Annotated in this window: 15 protein-coding genes, 1 tRNA gene and 1 pseudogene; 8 read left to right on the top strand and 9 right to left on the bottom strand. The window is 61.5% G+C overall.

Features of this window, described 5'->3' with window-relative positions; genetic code table 11:
- Positions 1 to 184 precede the first annotated feature (184 nt).
- Together ACF8K2_RS05055 and ACF8K2_RS05060 are read right to left on the bottom strand one after the other, a co-directional pair.
- Positions 185 to 988 carry an MOSC domain-containing protein gene (locus ACF8K2_RS05055; protein WP_392463737.1) on the bottom strand — a complete coding sequence of 268 codons (804 nt, stop codon included), beginning with the start codon at positions 986 to 988 and terminating at the stop codon, positions 185 to 187.
- Between the two features lie 64 nt (positions 989 to 1,052).
- Entirely contained in the window at positions 1,053 to 1,988 is a 936-nt protein-coding gene (locus ACF8K2_RS05060) for a chemotaxis protein CheV (protein ID WP_186556321.1), read from the bottom strand.
- A 350-nt stretch (positions 1,989 to 2,338) separates the two neighbouring features.
- Here ACF8K2_RS05060 and ACF8K2_RS05065 point away from each other — a divergent pair, with 350 nt between their 5' ends.
- The 3 genes from ACF8K2_RS05065 (at position 2,339) to ACF8K2_RS05075 (ending at position 4,770) form a co-directional block, all read left to right on the top strand.
- Positions 2,339 to 2,833: a histidine kinase gene (locus ACF8K2_RS05065; protein ID WP_392463738.1), complete on the top strand. Its 495-nt coding sequence runs from the start codon at positions 2,339 to 2,341 to the stop codon at positions 2,831 to 2,833.
- A 391-nt stretch (positions 2,834 to 3,224) separates the two neighbouring features.
- On the top strand, positions 3,225 to 4,121 hold the full coding sequence (locus ACF8K2_RS05070; RefSeq protein WP_392463770.1) for a sensor histidine kinase: 897 nt from the start codon (positions 3,225 to 3,227) through the stop codon (positions 4,119 to 4,121).
- A complete protein-coding gene (locus tag ACF8K2_RS05075; RefSeq protein ID WP_186556318.1) occupies positions 4,111 to 4,770 on the top strand; it encodes a response regulator transcription factor in 660 nt (219 codons plus the stop codon). Before ACF8K2_RS05070 ends, ACF8K2_RS05075 begins: the two co-directional genes overlap by 11 nt.
- Here the strand turns inward: ACF8K2_RS05075 and yegS are convergent.
- Positions 4,754 to 5,641, bottom strand: coding sequence for a lipid kinase YegS (gene yegS, locus ACF8K2_RS05080; protein ID WP_392463739.1), 888 nt, complete (start codon positions 5,639 to 5,641; stop codon positions 4,754 to 4,756). The genes ACF8K2_RS05075 and yegS overlap by 17 nt on opposite strands.
- 300 nt (positions 5,642 to 5,941) lie before the next feature.
- Between yegS and ACF8K2_RS05085 the strand changes: the two genes are divergently transcribed.
- Both ACF8K2_RS05085 and ACF8K2_RS05090 read left to right on the top strand, forming a co-directional pair.
- Positions 5,942 to 7,396, top strand: coding sequence for a mannose-1-phosphate guanylyltransferase/mannose-6-phosphate isomerase (locus ACF8K2_RS05085; protein ID WP_392463740.1), 1,455 nt, complete (start codon positions 5,942 to 5,944; stop codon positions 7,394 to 7,396).
- Positions 7,397 to 7,452: 56 nt separating this feature from the next.
- A complete protein-coding gene (locus ACF8K2_RS05090; RefSeq protein WP_392463742.1) occupies positions 7,453 to 8,700 on the top strand; it encodes a glycosyltransferase family 4 protein in 1,248 nt (415 codons plus the stop codon).
- Here the strand turns inward: ACF8K2_RS05090 and glp are convergent.
- Together glp and moaB are read right to left on the bottom strand one after the other, a co-directional pair.
- Positions 8,689 to 9,915 carry a gephyrin-like molybdotransferase Glp gene (glp, locus tag ACF8K2_RS05095; protein WP_392463744.1) on the bottom strand — a complete coding sequence of 409 codons (1,227 nt, stop codon included), beginning with the start codon at positions 9,913 to 9,915 and terminating at the stop codon, positions 8,689 to 8,691. The genes ACF8K2_RS05090 and glp overlap by 12 nt on opposite strands.
- A complete protein-coding gene (gene moaB / locus ACF8K2_RS05100) occupies positions 9,899 to 10,438 on the bottom strand; it encodes a molybdenum cofactor biosynthesis protein B (RefSeq protein ID WP_186556314.1) in 540 nt (179 codons plus the stop codon). Before moaB ends, glp begins: the two co-directional genes overlap by 17 nt.
- A gap of 182 nt (positions 10,439 to 10,620) precedes the next feature.
- On the opposite strand from moaB, the gene ACF8K2_RS05105 reads away from it, so the two are divergent.
- Together ACF8K2_RS05105 and ACF8K2_RS05110 are read left to right on the top strand one after the other, a co-directional pair.
- Positions 10,621 to 10,842, top strand: coding sequence for a YgdI/YgdR family lipoprotein (locus ACF8K2_RS05105; RefSeq protein ID WP_023632528.1), 222 nt, complete (start codon positions 10,621 to 10,623; stop codon positions 10,840 to 10,842).
- A gap of 81 nt (positions 10,843 to 10,923) precedes the next feature.
- Positions 10,924 to 11,000 (top strand) — tRNA-Pro (locus ACF8K2_RS05110).
- A 224-nt stretch (positions 11,001 to 11,224) separates the two neighbouring features.
- Here the strand turns inward: ACF8K2_RS05110 and mqo are convergent.
- The 4 genes and pseudogenes from mqo to ACF8K2_RS05130 all read right to left on the bottom strand — a co-directional run bounded on the left by mqo (position 11,225) and on the right by ACF8K2_RS05130 (position 16,706).
- Complete coding sequence (mqo, locus tag ACF8K2_RS05115; RefSeq protein WP_392463746.1) at positions 11,225 to 12,820, bottom strand: malate dehydrogenase (quinone); 1,596 nt, start codon at positions 12,818 to 12,820, stop codon at positions 11,225 to 11,227.
- Between the two features lie 291 nt (positions 12,821 to 13,111).
- Positions 13,112 to 13,879 carry a methyl-accepting chemotaxis protein gene (locus ACF8K2_RS05120; protein WP_392463771.1) on the bottom strand — a complete coding sequence of 256 codons (768 nt, stop codon included), beginning with the start codon at positions 13,877 to 13,879 and terminating at the stop codon, positions 13,112 to 13,114.
- A gap of 117 nt (positions 13,880 to 13,996) precedes the next feature.
- Positions 13,997 to 14,827 (bottom strand): annotated as a pseudogene (locus ACF8K2_RS05125) (HAMP domain-containing protein); the annotation flags it as partial.
- Positions 14,828 to 14,942: 115 nt separating this feature from the next.
- Complete coding sequence (locus tag ACF8K2_RS05130) at positions 14,943 to 16,706, bottom strand: ABC transporter transmembrane domain-containing protein (RefSeq protein ID WP_186556311.1); 1,764 nt, start codon at positions 16,704 to 16,706, stop codon at positions 14,943 to 14,945.
- 267 nt (positions 16,707 to 16,973) lie between these two features.
- Between ACF8K2_RS05130 and ACF8K2_RS05135 the strand changes: the two genes are divergently transcribed.
- Positions 16,974 to 17,147 carry a PA1571 family protein gene (locus ACF8K2_RS05135; protein ID WP_186556310.1) on the top strand — a complete coding sequence of 58 codons (174 nt, stop codon included), beginning with the start codon at positions 16,974 to 16,976 and terminating at the stop codon, positions 17,145 to 17,147.
- Positions 17,148 to 17,194: the final 47 nt, after the last annotated feature.

A 17,194-nucleotide genomic window follows, 5' to 3' on the forward strand; every position in this document is an offset into this window, starting at 1 on the left:
CCGAAGCGCAGCGTAGGGCCGGATGGTGGAGCGCAGACCTTTTTGGTTACTTTTTGGGGCGTTTGCCAAAAAGTGACCCGCCGTAAGGGCGGAAAGGTGCCGAAATATCACCATCGTGAATGGATAATCACACAAAACACAGGAAATCAGGATGGATATCTCATAAAGCGAGAAACCCAGAATCCTACTCAAGCACCTCAACACCCATCCCAACCGCAATCTCCCCCGCCCCATCCGCAGCCAGATTCTGCCCAAACAGCACATCCCCCTCCCGCTCCCGAAACGTCTTCAAAGTCGCCAAAGGCTCCCGATCGGCACTACGCTCCCCCGTCCCAGGATCAAGCGTAGTCAGAATGCACCGCACACTAGGCTTGAGCACCCGAAAGGTCAGATCACCAATACGAATCCGCTTCCAGCCATCCTCGGCAAAAGGCTCAGCCCCCTGCACCACCAGGTTCGGCCGAAACCGCAGCATTTCCATGTCCCGGCCAATCCGCCGATTCAGCTCATCGAGCGAGCCCTGCCCAATCAGCAACAACGGAAAGCCATCCGGAAACGCCGCCCGATCACTGTTCAGTCCATATCCGCTCGGCAGGTAGCGCGCACGCTGCTGCGGGCAGTACACCAGACGCACCGGCTTGCCGAGCAACTCACTGAGCCAAGCCGCTGCCGCATCGCCGGCATCCGGCACGCGCAAGGTGTCACGCCAGATAGTCACCCCGCGCAGGTCGTCATCCACGCCCGGCACAGCCACTTCCAGCGGCATCTGTCCAGACGTTTGAAGCAGCAACTGCCCCGTCGGGCCAAGGCTGGCTTCAAGCTGCGTCAGCCGCGGCCAGGCCCGCTGGGTAAGAAAGCGGCCATTGGACTCTTCCACCACCAGCCAACGCCGATCACCCTGCAACCCCAGCAGATCTACCGCGCTGGTCGCCAGGCTTTGCGCCTGACACGACTTCACCGGATACCGATACAACGCACTCAGAAACATCCCTGCCCGCCTCATGCCAGTCGAAAACGCCTAGCTTATACCCGGCGGGCGGCGCGCGCAGTGCTCAAGCGGGGGCGTGATCAAGCAACAAGCGCTGGCGCACCACATCCACCAGACGATCCGGCTGGAACTTGGAGAGGAAGTTGTCGCACCCTACCTTCTTCACCATCGATTCGTTGAAGCTACCCGACAACGAGGTGTGCAGCACCACGTAAAGCCCGCGCAGGCGCGCATCGGAGCGAATTTCGGTGGTCAGCCGATAGCCATCCATCTCAGGCATTTCCGCGTCGGTAAAGATCATCAACAGCTTTTCGCAGACATCCTCGCCCGCATCGGCCCAGCCTTTGAGCATGCGTAAAGCCTTGAGGCCATCGCTGGCCACGTGCAGCTTGACCCCCAGCTGCGACAGCGTGTCACGCAACTGCGCGAGGGCCACGGTGGAGTCATCGACCAACAGCACCTCGCGCCCGCGGGCGCGCGCCAGGATCGGATCGGCGAGCTTGTCGTTGGAGACCTTGGCACTGTACGGAACGATCTCGGCGAGCACTTTCTCGACGTCAATGATCTCCACCAGCTTCTCCTCGACCTTGGTGATAGCGGTCAGGTAGTGCTGACGCCCAGCGCTGGTCGGCGGTGGCATGATCGCCTCCCAATTCATGTTGACGATGCGATCGACACCGCCCACCAGGAAGGCTTGCACCGAACGGTTGTACTCGGTGACGATAATGGTGCTATCAGGCCCCGGCTGCAGAGGACGCATGCCGATGGCCTGGGACAGGTCGATCACCGGCAAGGTCTGCCCGCGCAGGTTGACCACCCCACAGACGAAGGCATGACGCTGCGGCATCAGGGTCAGCTTGGGCAGCTGCAGGACTTCCTGGACCTTGAATACGTTAATCGCGAACAACTGGCGACCGGCGAGGCGGAACATCAGGATTTCCAGGCGGTTCTCACCTACCAGTTGGGTGCGTTGGTCTACCGTATCGAGAATGCCGGCCATTGGAAAAACCCCCAGGCTTGAGTCGGGAAAAGTGAAATCATCTGTCCTGTATCGGCGACTTTGAGCGCAGCTTGACCCCTCACGGAAAAAGCCGCCGGGACGATTGATATCACTTTACCATCATGCTTTACTGCTGCCACATCTCCTGCCCGAACACACCTGGGACTTGTGTCCCAACCCGACCACCTATCAGGGTTTCCCCTAGGTAGCAATCGGGTGCAACCTGATGTTCGCGATATCCATTAGCCATTAATGTGACGCCATTCTCATTGCATGAACGGAGTCAGGCTTTTGCACGCGATCGACTTGGTGTGGCCCAGCCCTGCTTCAGCCTCGCACGCTGGAGCCTCATGATGAATAGCACCCCGCTGAACAGCAGCGCGCTGCAGGAGTTTCTGCTGGATGCGCAGATCTTGCTGACCAAGGCCCAAGAATGCCTGCAACACCTTGAGCTGATCGACAACGACCCTGATGCCTGCCATTGCCTGGATGACACCCTGGGCACGCTGGCGCAGCGGGCGAATGACCTGGGCCTGCAGGAAGTGGCTCACTATGCCAACGAACTGGGACAGCTGCTCGCACCCGCGTGCCAGCACCCACAGCTCGAAGCGCAAGCCCTGCCAGCAGTGGGCGCCTGCCTGACCCTGCTTGCCTGGCAACTGGAGCTAGTCGATGCACGCACTGGGCGGTTGAACCTGGACACCTGCGAACAGACCCAGCTACTCGGTGAACTGGCCAGTGCTCTAGGCCAGCCGTTTACGCAAACGTGTGCGCCTTGCCAGGCAAACGATCACCTCTGTAACCACCCGCACCCGACGCTCCACCATCATCACCAGGGTAAATAAAGCCAGCGCCAGACGGGCAACTAGATTGGCAAGTAACTACCTTTACAGGCTCAAACTTAAAAATATAGGGAAAGTTCAGACTGCAGTAATGCCCGGCGCAACACCTTAGTTGAATGTTGAACACAGACAACCCACCGGATAATGGCATTTTGCTAGTTTAGGATGCGACCCCACACCTCCCCAGTGCCCCGTAAATCCTGAGGTTTCAGACTGTTAGCCAGCCGCGACCAAATGAACTTGAAGTGATACCATGCGCGCAAACGAATGCAGGCATCGCAGATAGCCATCAATTGAATACGCGCTTGGCGATTGATTGAAAGCAGGATGCCCAAGCCTCTGGTCAGACACGTGCACGGCCTCCAACAGCAATAATTCAGTGGCTTTCCTATCTATGCTCCTACGCTTGAATATCCCACAGCGTCGCTGCTCCCGCATCGCCGTGTTGCGCTGGACGACCACTGCGCTGTGCGTGGCATCGCTGGCGGCCAACTTGGTGTGGTACTACCAAGCCTTACCGATGCCCCTGGGCCTGCTCCTGCTGCAGGCAATCGCCATGGCCGGGGTCGGCTGGCAACTGCGTCATTGGGCTCGCTCGATCAGCCTGCGACCGGCCGAGCTTGCCGATCGAATGCTCAAGGTCCAGGAAAGCGAACGCCAGCGCTTGAGCCGTGAACTGCACGATGACATTGGCCAGCTGTTGACTGCCGCCAAGCTGCAGCTCGACTGGCTGCAACGGCGCATCCCCGGTGAGCTGCAAGCGCAATGCGCCACCCTGCGCGCGACCCTCGACGACACCTTGACCAACGTGCGCGATGTTTCTGCCTTGCTCAACCCGCGCCAACTGGCCAGCCTCGGCCTTGAAGCGAGCCTGCGCGCGCACCTGGTGCGCACCCTGGCCAACAGCGGGGTAAATTGGAGCCTGGAGTGCAAGCAGCGCCTGGGCGGCATTTGCGAAGCGGCAACCATGGCGGCCTTCCGGATTACCCAAGAGGCGGTGACCAACATGCTGCGCCACGCGCAGGCGCGCAATCTGAAGATCCATCTGCGGCGCACTCCAGAAGGCTTGGCCCTGACCATCCAGGATGACGGCCGTGGCTTCATACCGGCCCACAACCCGGCCGAGGCCGGGCAGCGTGGGATGGCTGGCATGCACGAGCGGGCGACCGCGCTGCAAGGTAGCCTGACCGTCATCAGCCAGCCCGATCAGGGCACCCGAATCGAGGCCCTGTTCCCATGGCCACCGCGCACCCATGAACGCGCCAGGACCCCCGCCACCCATGACCTGTAGATTATTGCTGGTGGATGACCACTCGCTCATCCGCGCGGGCGTTCGCGCCTTGGTTTCCGACATCCCGGGCTATTTGGTGGTCGGTGAAGCCGATGATGGCGATCAATTGCTCGACCTGGTTAAGCGCTTGAATCCAGACATCGTGCTGCTGGACATTTCCATGCGCTCGACCAGTGGCCTGGATGCACTGACCTACCTGCGCGCCAACGGCCACACCTGCAAAGTGCTGATTCTGTCGATGCACACCGATCCAGAGCTGATCATGCGCGCGCTGGAAAGCGGCGCTCATGGCTACCTGCTCAAGGACACCACTGCTACTGAACTGGAGCAGGCGCTCACTGCATTGCGCGCCGATGAGCGCTATCTGAGCCCGGCGATTGCGCACACGGTAATCAATCAGGCCCTGCTACACGCGCAAAATGGCAAGCCGCTTGGCGCCGACCGCCACAACCTCACCGCACGCCAATTGGAGATCCTGCGGTTGATCGTGCGTGGCAAGTCGACCCGGGAAATCGCCAACGGCCTGGGCCTTTCGATCAAAACCGTAGAAACCCACCGTTCGCAGATCATGAAGCGCCTGCAGATCTACGATGTCGCCGGCCTGGTACTGTTTGCCGTGCGCGAGAAGATCATCAGTCTGGACGACTAAGCACCGGCGAGCCTGCTGGCAAATGCACCCGCAAGGCCGAGGGCAGCACCTCGAAACGCAAGCTGTCCGCCTGCAGCGGCTCGCCATCGAGATTGATGTCCAGGCCCTGGGAGCTTTTGATCTCCACCCAAGGCAAGCGCGCACGAACGAATAGCCCCTCTCCGGCCAACAGGTCTCGCAAAGCGCCGACCATTTCCTGCGGGGCCGGCAGGATGCCAATGTCGAGCAGGCCGTCGTCGGCCAGTGCGTCCGGGCACAGCACATGCCCGCCGCCGGCCTGACGACCGTTGCCAATTCCCAATGCCAATAAATCCCCCTGCCACTGGAAATCCGGCCCGTGCAGTTCGACCGAGGCCGCTTGCAGCTCGCTGAAACGCGACAGTCCGGTGAACAGGTAGGCGGCAGCGCCCAAGACCTTTTTCAGATCCTCAGAGGTATTGGCCGTGACTTGGCTACCAAAGCCTGCGGTGGCCATGTTCAGGAACAGTTGATCGCCAACCCTGCCCAGGTCGATCGACTGCGCTGGCTGTTCGAGCAAAGCCAACGCCTCGGCGGGCTCCAAAGGTATGCCGGCAGCCTTGGCGAAATCGTTGGCGGTACCCAGCGGTAACAGCACCAGGCTGGCGTGGCTACTGGCCTGTGCCATGGCCTCGGCGACGTCCCGCAGCGTACCGTCGCCGCCACCGGCGACGATATGGCTGTAACCGGCCTGCAGCGCTTCGCTGACCAGACGCTGTGCATCGCCGCCTTCCCAAGTCAAGCGCACATCCAGGGTCCAGCCCCGTTCACGCATGGCGCCGACCGCCTCGCGCACTTGCTCATTCAAGGCCTGCTTGCCGTGCAGGACCAACATTGCCTTGCGCTCGCCCATGACCAGTGCCCCCAAGAAAACCGAAAAAGTTGCTACCTCAATCTCGACCATGGCCGAGGGCGAATTGCTGCACCCAGAGGGCAATTGCGTCAGAAAATAGCCGGATTAACACAAATGACATTGAAACCCAGGGACCAGAGGTGCATCATCGACAAATATTTGGCCATCAAGGACGATGACGGACCAAAAAGTCATTTAATTGACTTTTTGCCTCGCCAGACGCCTGACAGGTCGCTGCTTCTTTGGTCGAAAAGTCCCTTTGATCGCGCTGTCCCAAGCGCCTTGCTTCGAGGCTGTGAAATGAGCGTTCTGATCCCCTGTATCATCGCTGGCGGTGCCGGCACACGTCTTTGGCCGGTTTCCCGCGAGGCCATGCCCAAGCCGTTCATGCGTCTGCCAGACGGCGAAAGCCTGCTGCAGAAGACCTTTGCCCGCGCCAGTGCCCTCGCGGGCGTGGAACGGGTATTGACAGTGACCAACCGCGATGTGTTCTTCCGCACTCAAGATGAATATCGCCAGGTCAACGCGTTCAACGTCGCCCTGGACTACATCCTTGAACCCTGTGGGCGCAACACCGCGCCCGCCATCGCCGCCGCGGCGCTGCACTGCGCGCGCCACTATGGCGAGGATAGCGTGCTGCTGATTCTGCCGGCCGACCACCTGATCCAGGATCTGCCCGCCTTCGAGCAAGCGGTCGCCCAGGCCGCGCAACTGGCCCATCAAGATTGGCTGTGTACCTTTGGCTTGCGCCCCAGCCGTGCAGAAACCGGCTTTGGCTACATCGAGCAGGGCCAGGCGCTGGAGCAGCTTGGCCATAAAGTCGCGCGCTTCGTCGAAAAACCCGATGCGCAAACCGCGCAAGCCTACCTCGACGGCGGTCGCCACTTGTGGAACGCCGGCATGTTCTGCCTACGCGTCGACACCCTGCTGCGCGAGCTGCAAGCGCATGCGCCAGAAGTGCTGGAAAGCGTAGCTCAGTGCATGCAGGTCAGTTCGGTCAAGCAAGGTGATCGCGCCTTGCAAGTGGAGCTCGACCCAGACAGCTTCGCCCAGGCCCCCGATATCTCCATCGACTATGCACTGATGGAGCAATCGACCCAGGTCGCCGTCGTCCCTTGCGAGCTGGGTTGGAGCGATATCGGCAGCTGGGAAGCGGTGCGCGAGCTGCGCGAGACCGACACCCAAGGCAACCACTGCAATGGCGAGACCGTGCTGCACGATGTCAGCAACTGCTACATCGACGCACCTCGGCGCCTGGTGGGGGCAGTTGGCCTGGACAACCTGATCGTCATCGACACCCCGGATGCATTGCTGATCGCCGATGCCGCGCGCAGCCAAGAGGTCAAGGTGATCGCCCAGCAACTCAAGCGCCAGGGCCATGAAGCCTACCGCCTGCACCGCACCGTCACCCGCCCCTGGGGCACCTACACCGTGCTCGAAGAAGGCCCGCGCTTCAAGATCAAGCGGATCATGGTGCGCCCGGGTGAATCGCTGTCGTTGCAGATGCATCACCATCGCAGCGAGCACTGGATCGTGGTCAGCGGTATCGCCTGCGTGACCAATGGTGAAGAGGAGTTCCTGCTCGACACCAACGAGTCGACCTTCATCAAGCCCGGCCGCACCCACCGCCTGACCAACCCTGGGGTGATCGACCTGGTGATGATCGAAGTGCAAAGCGGTGAGTACCTGGGCGAAGACGACATCGTACGCTTTACTGATATCTATGGACGCGCCCCGGCAGCAGCGGTCAGCTGATTGCCTGCGGGCGCGCCTTGCCATCCAACAGCCGACGCACAGCGAGGATTGGGGAGATGCGTATACTTTGGACCTTGCCCTACCTGCCCTGGCCAACCACCAGTGGCAGCAAGACCCGGCAATATCACCTGCTGCGCCAGTTGGCCGAGCATGGTCACCGGATCACCTTGCTGGTGCAGTCCAAAGTCCCCCTGGGCGATGCCGCCCGCGCCGCCCTGGAGCCGCTGCTCGAGCGCCTGATCGTTCTGCCCAGGCGCCCACTGCACAGCCCACTGAACTTGTTGGCCTCGCCGATCATCGACTACCCCATGCGGGCGATCATCCACGGCCTGGCGCCGTGCCTGCGCCACCAGTTCGAGCAGTTGTTGGATGAGCCCTGGGATGTCATCCAGATCGAGCACAGCTACAGCTTCCAGCCGTTCGAAAAAGCCCTGCAAGCACGCGGCCTGCCCTACATGCTCAGCGAACACACCATCGAGTCGGTGATGGGCGCAGCCTGCCAGGATCGCCTGCCACTGTGGCTAAGACCGCTCAATGCGTTTGATCGTTGGCGCTACCGGCGCTGGGAGCAACGCGTTTTGCGCCAACCCAATGAAGTGGTGGCCGTCAGCGCCCATGACGCCGAACTGATCGGCCAGATCAGCGGCAGGCCGGTGAATGTGGTGGTCAATGGTGTGGACTGCGATTACTACCAGGACGTGCGCCCCGCCCTGCACAGCCAGCGCCTGCTGTTTGTCGGCAACTTCGAATACGGGGCAAACCTTGAGGCGATCGAATGGGCGCTTGAAGAAATCCTGCCCCAGGTGTGGATGAGCAACCCGGCTGTGCGCCTGGCGATCGCCGGCCATGCCCTGCCGTCGAGCTGGAAGCTGCACTGGAACGACCCGCGCATCGAATGGATTGGCTATCGCCCAGATTTACGCGAACTGCAGCGGCGCTCGGCGCTGTTCTTCGCCCCGCTACGCTATGCCGGTGGCTCCAAGGTGAAGATTCTCGAAGCCATGGCCGCCGGCCTGCCGGTGATTACCACCAGCAAGGGCGTATCGGGCCTTGCGGTGAATAACGGCGAGCATTACCTGGGCAGCGACGAGGGCGGCCAGTTGGCCCTGCAGATCAATCAATTGCTCAATCAGCCTTGGCGGATGTGCCAACTGGGCGAGTCGGGCCGCCAGTTTGCCCGGCAGCGTCACGACTGGAGCGTTGCCGCGCAACAACTGGAGAACGTGCACATGCGCCTGACCCAGCAGGCACCGGCCAGTTCCACAGCCGTCAGCGGCGTATTGATCGGCCGCTCAGCCAAGTAGCTCGCTTAGGGGAATGAACGACACGCTGTCGCCTTGGCGCGGCGTGCTGCCTTCAAGCACCTCGACCAGCCCCTCCGCCCAGGCCGCACTGCGCAGCACGCCCGAACTCTGGTTCTTGTAGATGCGCACCCTGCCCTGCTCGATCCGTGCCCGCAGGTATTCGCGCCGGGTGCCTGCCTTGGTCCAGTCGAAACCTGCCGGGACACTGAAGCGCAGCGGTGTCACCTCGGTGACGCCTTGGCGGCGCAGCAGGTAAGGCCGGGTCAACAAGCCAAAGGTGACCAGGGTCGAGGCCGGGTTGCCTGGCAAACCAATCACCGGCACCCCGCGGTAGTGGCCGAAGGTCAGCGGCTTGCCCGGCTTGATGGCCAGCTTCCATAATGCCAACTCACCGGCTTCACGCAGGGCGATGCCCAGATAATCCGCCTCGCCCACCGATACCCCACCGGTAGACAGGATCAGATCGACATCAGCCAGGCCGGCCAGGCAATCGCGGGTGATCTGCAGGTCATCGGCAACAATGCCGACATCCACCACTTCGCAGCCCAAGCGCTGCAACCAACTGGCGAGCAGGCGGCGGTTGCTGTTGTAGATCTGGCCGGGGCCCAACGGCAGGCCAGGCTCGACCAGTTCGTCACCGGTCGACAACACCGCCACGCGCACCCTGCGCACGACCTTGAGGCGGGCGCGCCCCAGGGTCGCGGCCAGGCCCAGTTCGATTGGGCCCAACCGGGTGCCTTTGTTCATCACCTGTTCGCCAGCCCGAGTCTCCTGACCTTGTGGGCGAACGTTCTGGTCGACCCGCAACGGCTCGAGAAAACTTACTCGGCCATCTTCCAACAGCTCGACGTTTTCTTGCATTTCTACGCAGTCGGCGCCCTCGGGCAGCGGTGCGCCGGTAAATATCCGAGCACAGCTGCCGGGCTGTAATGGCTGCGGTGCGTGGCCGGCGAAAATGCGCTGGCTCACCGGCAGCGGCTCGCCCTGCCAATCGCTCAGTCGCAGTGCGTAGCCGTCCATGGCACTGTTCGGCCACGGCGGCAGGTCCAGCTCGGCCAGCAGATCTTCAGCCAACACGCGCCCCTCGGCCTCGGCCAAGGTGACCACTTCGGTTTCGGCGATGGGCGCCTGCTCAGCCAGTTTCAGCAGTTGCTCAAGGGCCTCTTCCACCGGCATCAACGGCCGGTTCTGCACGCCCTCAACCACGGCTTTCACAGGCCGCTGCCTGTTTCAGGTGAGGCACGAAATTGCATGGTCGATGCCGCGAGTCGAGCTGCTCGGCGAGGATGCCGTCCCAACCGGTGCGCACCGCGTTGGTTGAGCCTGGCAGGCAGCAGACCAGGGTGCCATTGGCCAGCCCCGCCAGCGCGCGCGACTGTACGGTAGAGGTGCCGATATCGGCCACGGAGATCTGGCGGAACAGCTCACCAAAGCCGTCCACTTGTTTGTCCAGCAGGCACCCGACCGCCTCAGGGGTGCTGTCGCGACCAGTGAAGCCGGTGCCGCCGGTAATCAGCACCACCTGTACGTGCTCGTCGGCAATCCAGGTCGCGACTTGGGCGCGGATCTTGTACAGGTCATCCTTGAGCAGCACGCGCTGCGCCAGCTGATGGCCAGCGGCGGTCAAACGGTCAACGAACAGCTGGCCAGAGGTATCGGTGTCAAAAGTGCGGGTGTCGCTGACCGTGAGCACGGCGATGTTCAGCGCCACGAAGGGAGTATCTGCCTTGGCTTTCATGGGGATCCGTCGCAGGGAGGGAAGTCGATGGCGCTTGTTATATCACAGGCCGGCCCGCCATCGCCGCGAGGGTTGTTCTACATCAACCCTTGCGCATTGGCGCTATGCTGCACTGTGCAAGGAACTTGCGAGGACGCGCTGCGTCTTACAGTCATCAAGCACCATCGAACTGGAGAAACACGATGATCCAACGGACCCTTCCCGCCTTCCTGCTTGCCCTGGGCCTGGGCGCCCTCGCCGGCTGTGCATCGCCTACCGTCATCACCCTGAATGACGGTCGCGAGATTCAGGCGGTGGACACCCCTTCCTATGACGACGACTCTGGCTTCTACGAATTCGAGCAGCTCGATGGCAAGCGCACACGCATCAACAAAGACCAGATCCGCACGGTAAAAGAGCTGTGATCTGACCCTGTTTTTTGGCAAACAGTCTTTTCACAACAAGGGCTTGCGTCGAAAAATGGCTTGCAGTAGGATTTTGTTCATCGGAGTGTAGCGCAGCCAGGTAGCGCGTCTCGTTCGGGACGAGAAGGCCGCAGGTTCGAATCCTGTCTCTCCGACCAAATCCTGCTTCTCGAAAAGCCCGCCTTGCGCGGGCTTTTTGTTGTCTGCGTGAACGTCTGCTGAATACGCGTCGGCCTTTTCGCGGGCAAGCCCGCTCCCACAAACATCCCGCCGGCATCAACAACGGTGAGTTGCCTGTGGGAGCGGGCTTGCCCGCGAAAAGGCCGACGCGGATCCCAGACAAAACAACGCCTCCCGAGGGAGGCGCTATTCACAACCAGACTTACTGCACCGCAGTCGCCTGAGCCAACGCTTGCTCCGCCTGCACCGGCACGTACAGCAGTTGCAGACGCGAGCTGCTCCACTCACGGGTCTTGTTGGTCAACTCAAGGTTGTTATTCAGCTTCTGGCCATAAGTCGGCACGATCTGCTTGAGCTTGGCCTGCCACTCAGGGCTCTTGACCTGATCCTTGAAGGTCTTCTCCAGCACCGTCAGCATGATCGGCGCTGCGGTCGAGGCGCCAGGCGAGGCGCCGAGCAGTGCAGCGATGCTGCCGTCCTGGGAGGCCACCACTTCAGTGCCGAACTGCAAGATACCGCCCAGCTGCGGGTCCTTCTTGATCACCTGAACGCGCTGGCCAGCCTGGAGCAATTTCCAGTCTTCATTCTTGGCGTTCGGGAAGTACTCGCGCAGGTTGTTCATGCGGTCGTCGAAGCTGAGCATCAACTGGCCCATCAGGTAGGTGCTCAGGTCGATGTTGTCGATCCCGGCATGCACCATCGGGCTGATGTTGTGGCTGGTCAGCGAAGCGAACATGTCCAGCAGCGAGCCATTTTTCAGGTACTTGGTGGAGAAGGTCGCGAACGGGCCGAACAGCAGCACCTCCTTGCCATCAATGACCCGGGTATCCAGGTGCGGCACCGACATCGGCGGCGCACCGACCGAGGCCTTGCCATACAGCTTGGCCTTATGCCGGGCAACCACGTCAGGGTTGTCGGTCATCAGGAACTGGCCACCCACCGGGAAGCCGGCGTAGCCTTCAGCCTCGGGGATACCGGACTTCTGCAGCAGCTTGAGCGCGCCACCACCGGCGCCGATGAAGACGAACTTGGCATTGACGGTGGTTTGCTTGCCGCCGGCGGCCAGGTCCGCCACCACTACATTCCACGAACCATTGTCGTTGCGCACGATGTCGCGTACTTCATGACGCAGGTGCAGCTTGACGTTCGGGTTGCGGCTCATCGAGGCGAACAGCTGGCGGGTGATCTCGCCGAAGTTGACGTCGGTGCCGATGGCCATTCGGGTTGCCGCAACCTTCTGCTCAGGTGAGCGGCCTTCCATCACCAGTGGCACCCACTGACGGATCTGCTCGTGGTCTTCGGAGATTTCCATGCCACGGAACAGCGAGCTGTGCTGCAGGGCAGCGACACGCTTGTGCAGGAAGGCAATGTTCTCATCGCCCCAGACAAAGCTCATGTGCGGCACGTTGTTGATGAACGACTTGGGATTGCTCAGCACGCCCTGCTCGACCTGATAGGCCCAGAACTGCTTGGAGATCTCGAACTGCTCGTTGACCCCAACTGCCTTGCTGATGTCGATCTTGCCGTCCTTGCCTTCGCTGGTGTAGTTCAGCTCGCAGAAAGCCGAGTGGCCGGTACCGGCGTTGTTCCAGGCGTTGGAGCTCTCTTCGGCGACCTGGTCCATGCGCTCGTAGACGTCGACTTTCCAGTCCGGTTGCAGCTCAGTGAGGTAAGTCCCCAGGCTTGCACTCATGATGCCGCCGCCGATCAGCAGGACGTCGACGGTTTTTTCCGGTTGCGCAGGCTTGGAGCAGCCGACGACGCTCAGGCACAGGAGCGTCAGCAGGATTTTTTTCATAGCTCAATCCAATTGAAGTGAAGTGTCTGGCTGACCGCTCCCTGCGCATATGCACGCCCGGATTGTTGTTCTGGCGAGGCTGATCCTAGTGTCAACCGGCGCCTGGGGTTTCGATGAATCGGGTACGACCGCCGCTGCGCCCTTAAGCAGACTCCGTGCCAGTTTTACCAAGACCAATGTCTAATGGCTGAGGCCTGTCGTCGCACCCTGATTGATGTGCCTTTTATGGCGACAATCCGCCACATGCTTGGCCTCTATCAGCGCCATCTGGCGGATTTCCCCCTGGTTTTTTCAGGCGCTCAAGCGCGATGTCACTTCACCCAACTGCCCCGACAAACCATGCAGCCGCTGCCCAGCCTGCTCGGTGTGCTGCACGGCCTGTTGGTTGGCCGTAGCGATGCGGGTGATCTCGATCAGATTGCGCGAGATATCTTCGGCGACGCTGGTCTGCTCCTCAGCCGCCGTGGCGATCTGCCGGTTCATGTCGCGGATCGCCTCCACCGCCGCAGTGATGCGCTGCAGCATCTGCCCCGCCTGCTGCACCTGCTCGCCACCCTCTTCGCTGCGCCGCTGGCCACTCTCGATAGCCTTGACCGCCTCTACTGCGCCCGACTGCACCGCCTCGATGATCTGATTAATCTCGGCAATCGATGCCGCAGTGCGTTGGGCCAGGCTGCGTACCTCATCAGCGACCACCGCAAAGCCGCGCCCGGCCTCACCAGCACGAGCGGCCTCGATCGCGGCATTGAGCGCCAGCAGGTTGGTCTGCTCGGCGATACCCCGGATCACCTCCAGGACCTTGCCGATGCGCGTGCTGTCGTGTTCCAGATCGCGAATCACCGCAGCGGTGCCTGCGATCTCGCGGTTGACGTTGGCAATGGTGTCGATGGTGGCCTGCATGACCTGCTCACCGGCCTGAGCACTGTGATCGGCATCGTCTGCAGCGCGCGCCGCTTCAGCCGCATGACGCGCCACTTCTTGAGCGGTGGCGGACATCTCATGCATGGCCGTGGCCACTTGATCGGTACGCTGGAACTGATCGTGCGTGCCGCGCGCCATGTCGCCGGCCAGGTTGCGCAACTGGCCGCTGGCGCCTTCAAGTTCATCGGCGTTGTCCTTGAGGCGGCCTATGGTCTCGGCCAAGAAGTCACGCAAAGTATTGGCCGCCCGGGCCAGTCGGCCCAGTTCGTCTTCACGGCGGTCATCCACGCGCGCAGCGAAGCGCCCTTGGCTCAGTTGTGCGACATAGTCGATCAGTTGGCGAATCGGCTCGATCAGGCTGCGATTGACCAGCCACAGGCTGAGCACGCCGACCAGCAGCGCCGAGCCGAGCATCACCAGCAAGCCGATCCACACAGTTCGCTGCGCGCTGGCATTGATGGCAGCGGCGCGCTCGCGGGCATCAGCGCGCAACTGCTCGACCAGCACACTCATCTGCTCACTGGCCGCGCGGTCCACGCCCTTGACTGCCAGATCACCTGCGACCGGATCGCCTCCAGCCGCCAGAAACGCCTGGCGGCCTTGCGCATAGGCCTGGCCTAACTGCCGATGACTGTCGCGCAGTTGCTCAAGTGGCGCCTTGAGCTGGTCATCGCTGCTCTGGATCAGTTGCCCAAGCAACTGCTGGACCTGTTGCTCGCGCGCCTGGAACTGCTGCCAGTACTTATCCAGCTCGGCCGGCTGACGACCGCGCAGCAGCACGTTCTTCCACTCCTGCACCTGGATCTTGAACTGCAGGTTGGCCTCATCGATCAATTGCGAAGCGCGTAGCGGGCCATCGACCAGCTCGGCATAGCCACGCACGCTGGACGACAGGAACTGGAAGCACACCAGGGCAATCAGCAGCATCGCCGCCAGGCTGCCGCCGAGCAAAGAGAGGATTTGTACGCGGAGGGATTTACGCAACATCGCGGATCTCGGGAACAAGGAGGGAAGAAAACGGCGTGCCGAAACAGCGCCGCGACAGACATCCTTGTCCTCGTTCGCAGGCCAAAAAAAAGCTGCCATCGTTCGATAGCAGCCAGGTCGAGCACTTACGTCACAGCTGAGCCAGATAGTCTCAGGCAATTGCTACAGAAATGTTACAAATCAACTACATCCGCCCGCCAAGCAGCGACAAATCTTAAATCGAGGTGAACTGCAGCTGGGCAAGCCTGGCGTAGAGCGGGTTTTCCTCGACCAATTGCCGGTGGCTGCCCACCGCGACGATGCGGCCTTTGTCGATCACCGCAATCCGCTCGGCGTGCTGCACGGTGGCGAGCCGATGAGCGATCACCAGCGTTGTGCGCCCCGCCATGAGGCTCGGCAAGGCCTGCTGGATCAGGTGTTCGCTTTGCGCATCCAAGGCACTGGTGGCCTCGTCGAGCAGCAGTATCGGCGCATCGACCAGAAGCGCCCGGGCAATCGCCAGGCGTTGCCGCTGGCCGCCAGACAGGCCGATGCCACCCTCCCCGAGCAACGTTTGATAGCCTTGGGGCAGTTGCTGGATGAATTCATGAGCATGCGCGCCACGCGCTGCCGCCTCGACTTCGGCAAAGCTTGCATCAGGGCGACCGTAGCGGATGTTGGCCTCCACCGTGCCGCGAAATAGCGCTGGGTTTTGCGCCACCAAGGCAAACTGGCGGCGCAAGGCAGATGGCTCAAGTGCCGTCAGCGGCTGGCCATCGAGCAGAATCGCCCCCTGTTGCGGGTCGTAGAAACGCAGCAGCAGGTCGAACAAGGTCGATTTGCCCGCCCCTGAGGGACCGACCAATGCCAGTGTCTGCCCCGGCTCGACAAGCAGGTCCAAGCCATCCAAAGCCGCTACCGTCGGCCGTGATGGATAGGCAAAAACCACCTCACGCAGCTCGATACGGCCGCTAGCTCGCTCACCGGGTTGGGCAACTGCGCCGACCGGAGCGAGGATCGCACTCTGCGCCGCCAGCAACTCGGCAATACGTTCTGCCGCACCCGCCGCACGCTGTAGCTCACCGATCACCTCACTAAGGGTGCCGAAGGCACTGCCGACGATCAGGCTATAAAACACGAAAGCTGCCAACTCACCCGCTGAGATACGTCCGGCGATCACATCCATGCCGCCCACCCAGAGCATCACCCCCACCGCGCCCAGCACCAGCACGATCACCAAGGTGATCAACCACGCGCGTTGGGCAATGCGTCGCCGCGCGACAGTGAACGCAGCCTCTACCGTCTCAGCGAAGCGCTCGCGATCCAACGGCTGATGGTTGTAGGCCTGCACCGTCTTGATCTGGCCGAGCGTCTCGGCCACGTAGCTGCCGACATCGGCCACCCGATCCTGGCTCTGGCGCGACAGGCTGCGTACCCGCCGACCGAACAACAGAATCGGCGCCAACACCAACGGCAAAGCCAGCACCACGATACTGGTGAGCTTGGGGTTGGTGATGAACAGCAGCACCACGCCACCCAGCACCATCAGAGCATTACGCAGGAACATCGACAGCGACGAGCCGATCACCGATTGCAGGAGCGTTGTATCAGCGGTCAAGCGCGACTGAATCTCCGAGCTGCGGTTGTCTTCGAAAAACCCAGGGTGCAGGCCGATCAGATGATCGAACACGGCCCGGCGGATATCAGCCACGCAGCGCTCACCAATCCACGACACCAGGTAGAAACGGCTGAAGGTGCCCACTGCCAAGGCGACCACCAGCAGCATGAACAGGCCCAGGGTCTGGTTGAGCTGGTGGGCCGAACCGGTCATGAAGCCCTGGTCCACCAGCAGGCGAATGCCCTGCCCCATCGACAAAGTAATCCCCGCAGTGACCACTAGCGCCAGCAAAGCCAGGAGCATCTGCTTGCGGTACGGTTGCAGGAACTGCCAGCCCAGGCGCAAGGCGCGGCGCTGACGTGAAGTAACAGAATCGGGCATGACGCAGATCATCTAGCCAAGGAAGCGCTCAGCCTACCATTCATCTACACGGGCGGAACTCAGGCCTCTTGCAGTGGATCGCATTAATGACCGGGGCATGTCCGATGGCAAGCTTGCGCCAGTGGCTATAGCTTATCGTTCTAAAGTGCTTCTGGAGCTTTGCCGCGGTTTCTGATGGACTGTCCATGTCGTGACGCCCAAGGAGCTGTCACAGGCCAGTCACGGCAAGGGGATACCCTGAGCTTGAACCTGATGAGGAGACAGGAAATGAGCTTGCAACATAGCAGCGAAACGCCCAAGACCACCAAGCCACAGCACGACCTGGATTGCGGCTCGATCATCGATGCCCAGGGCCGCGAGGTCCCGATCACCGATGAGATGATCAAAAAGGCCTGCGAAGACCTGGAAAAAAGCCGCGTCGAACGCTCGAACAAGGCCTGATACACAGAATTGACTCAACCCGGCGCATGCGCCGGGTTTTTATTGGG

It is taken from the genome of Pseudomonas sp. xss_2, assembly GCF_043104195.1.
Classification (GTDB): domain Bacteria; phylum Pseudomonadota; class Gammaproteobacteria; order Pseudomonadales; family Pseudomonadaceae; genus Aquipseudomonas; species Aquipseudomonas urmiensis.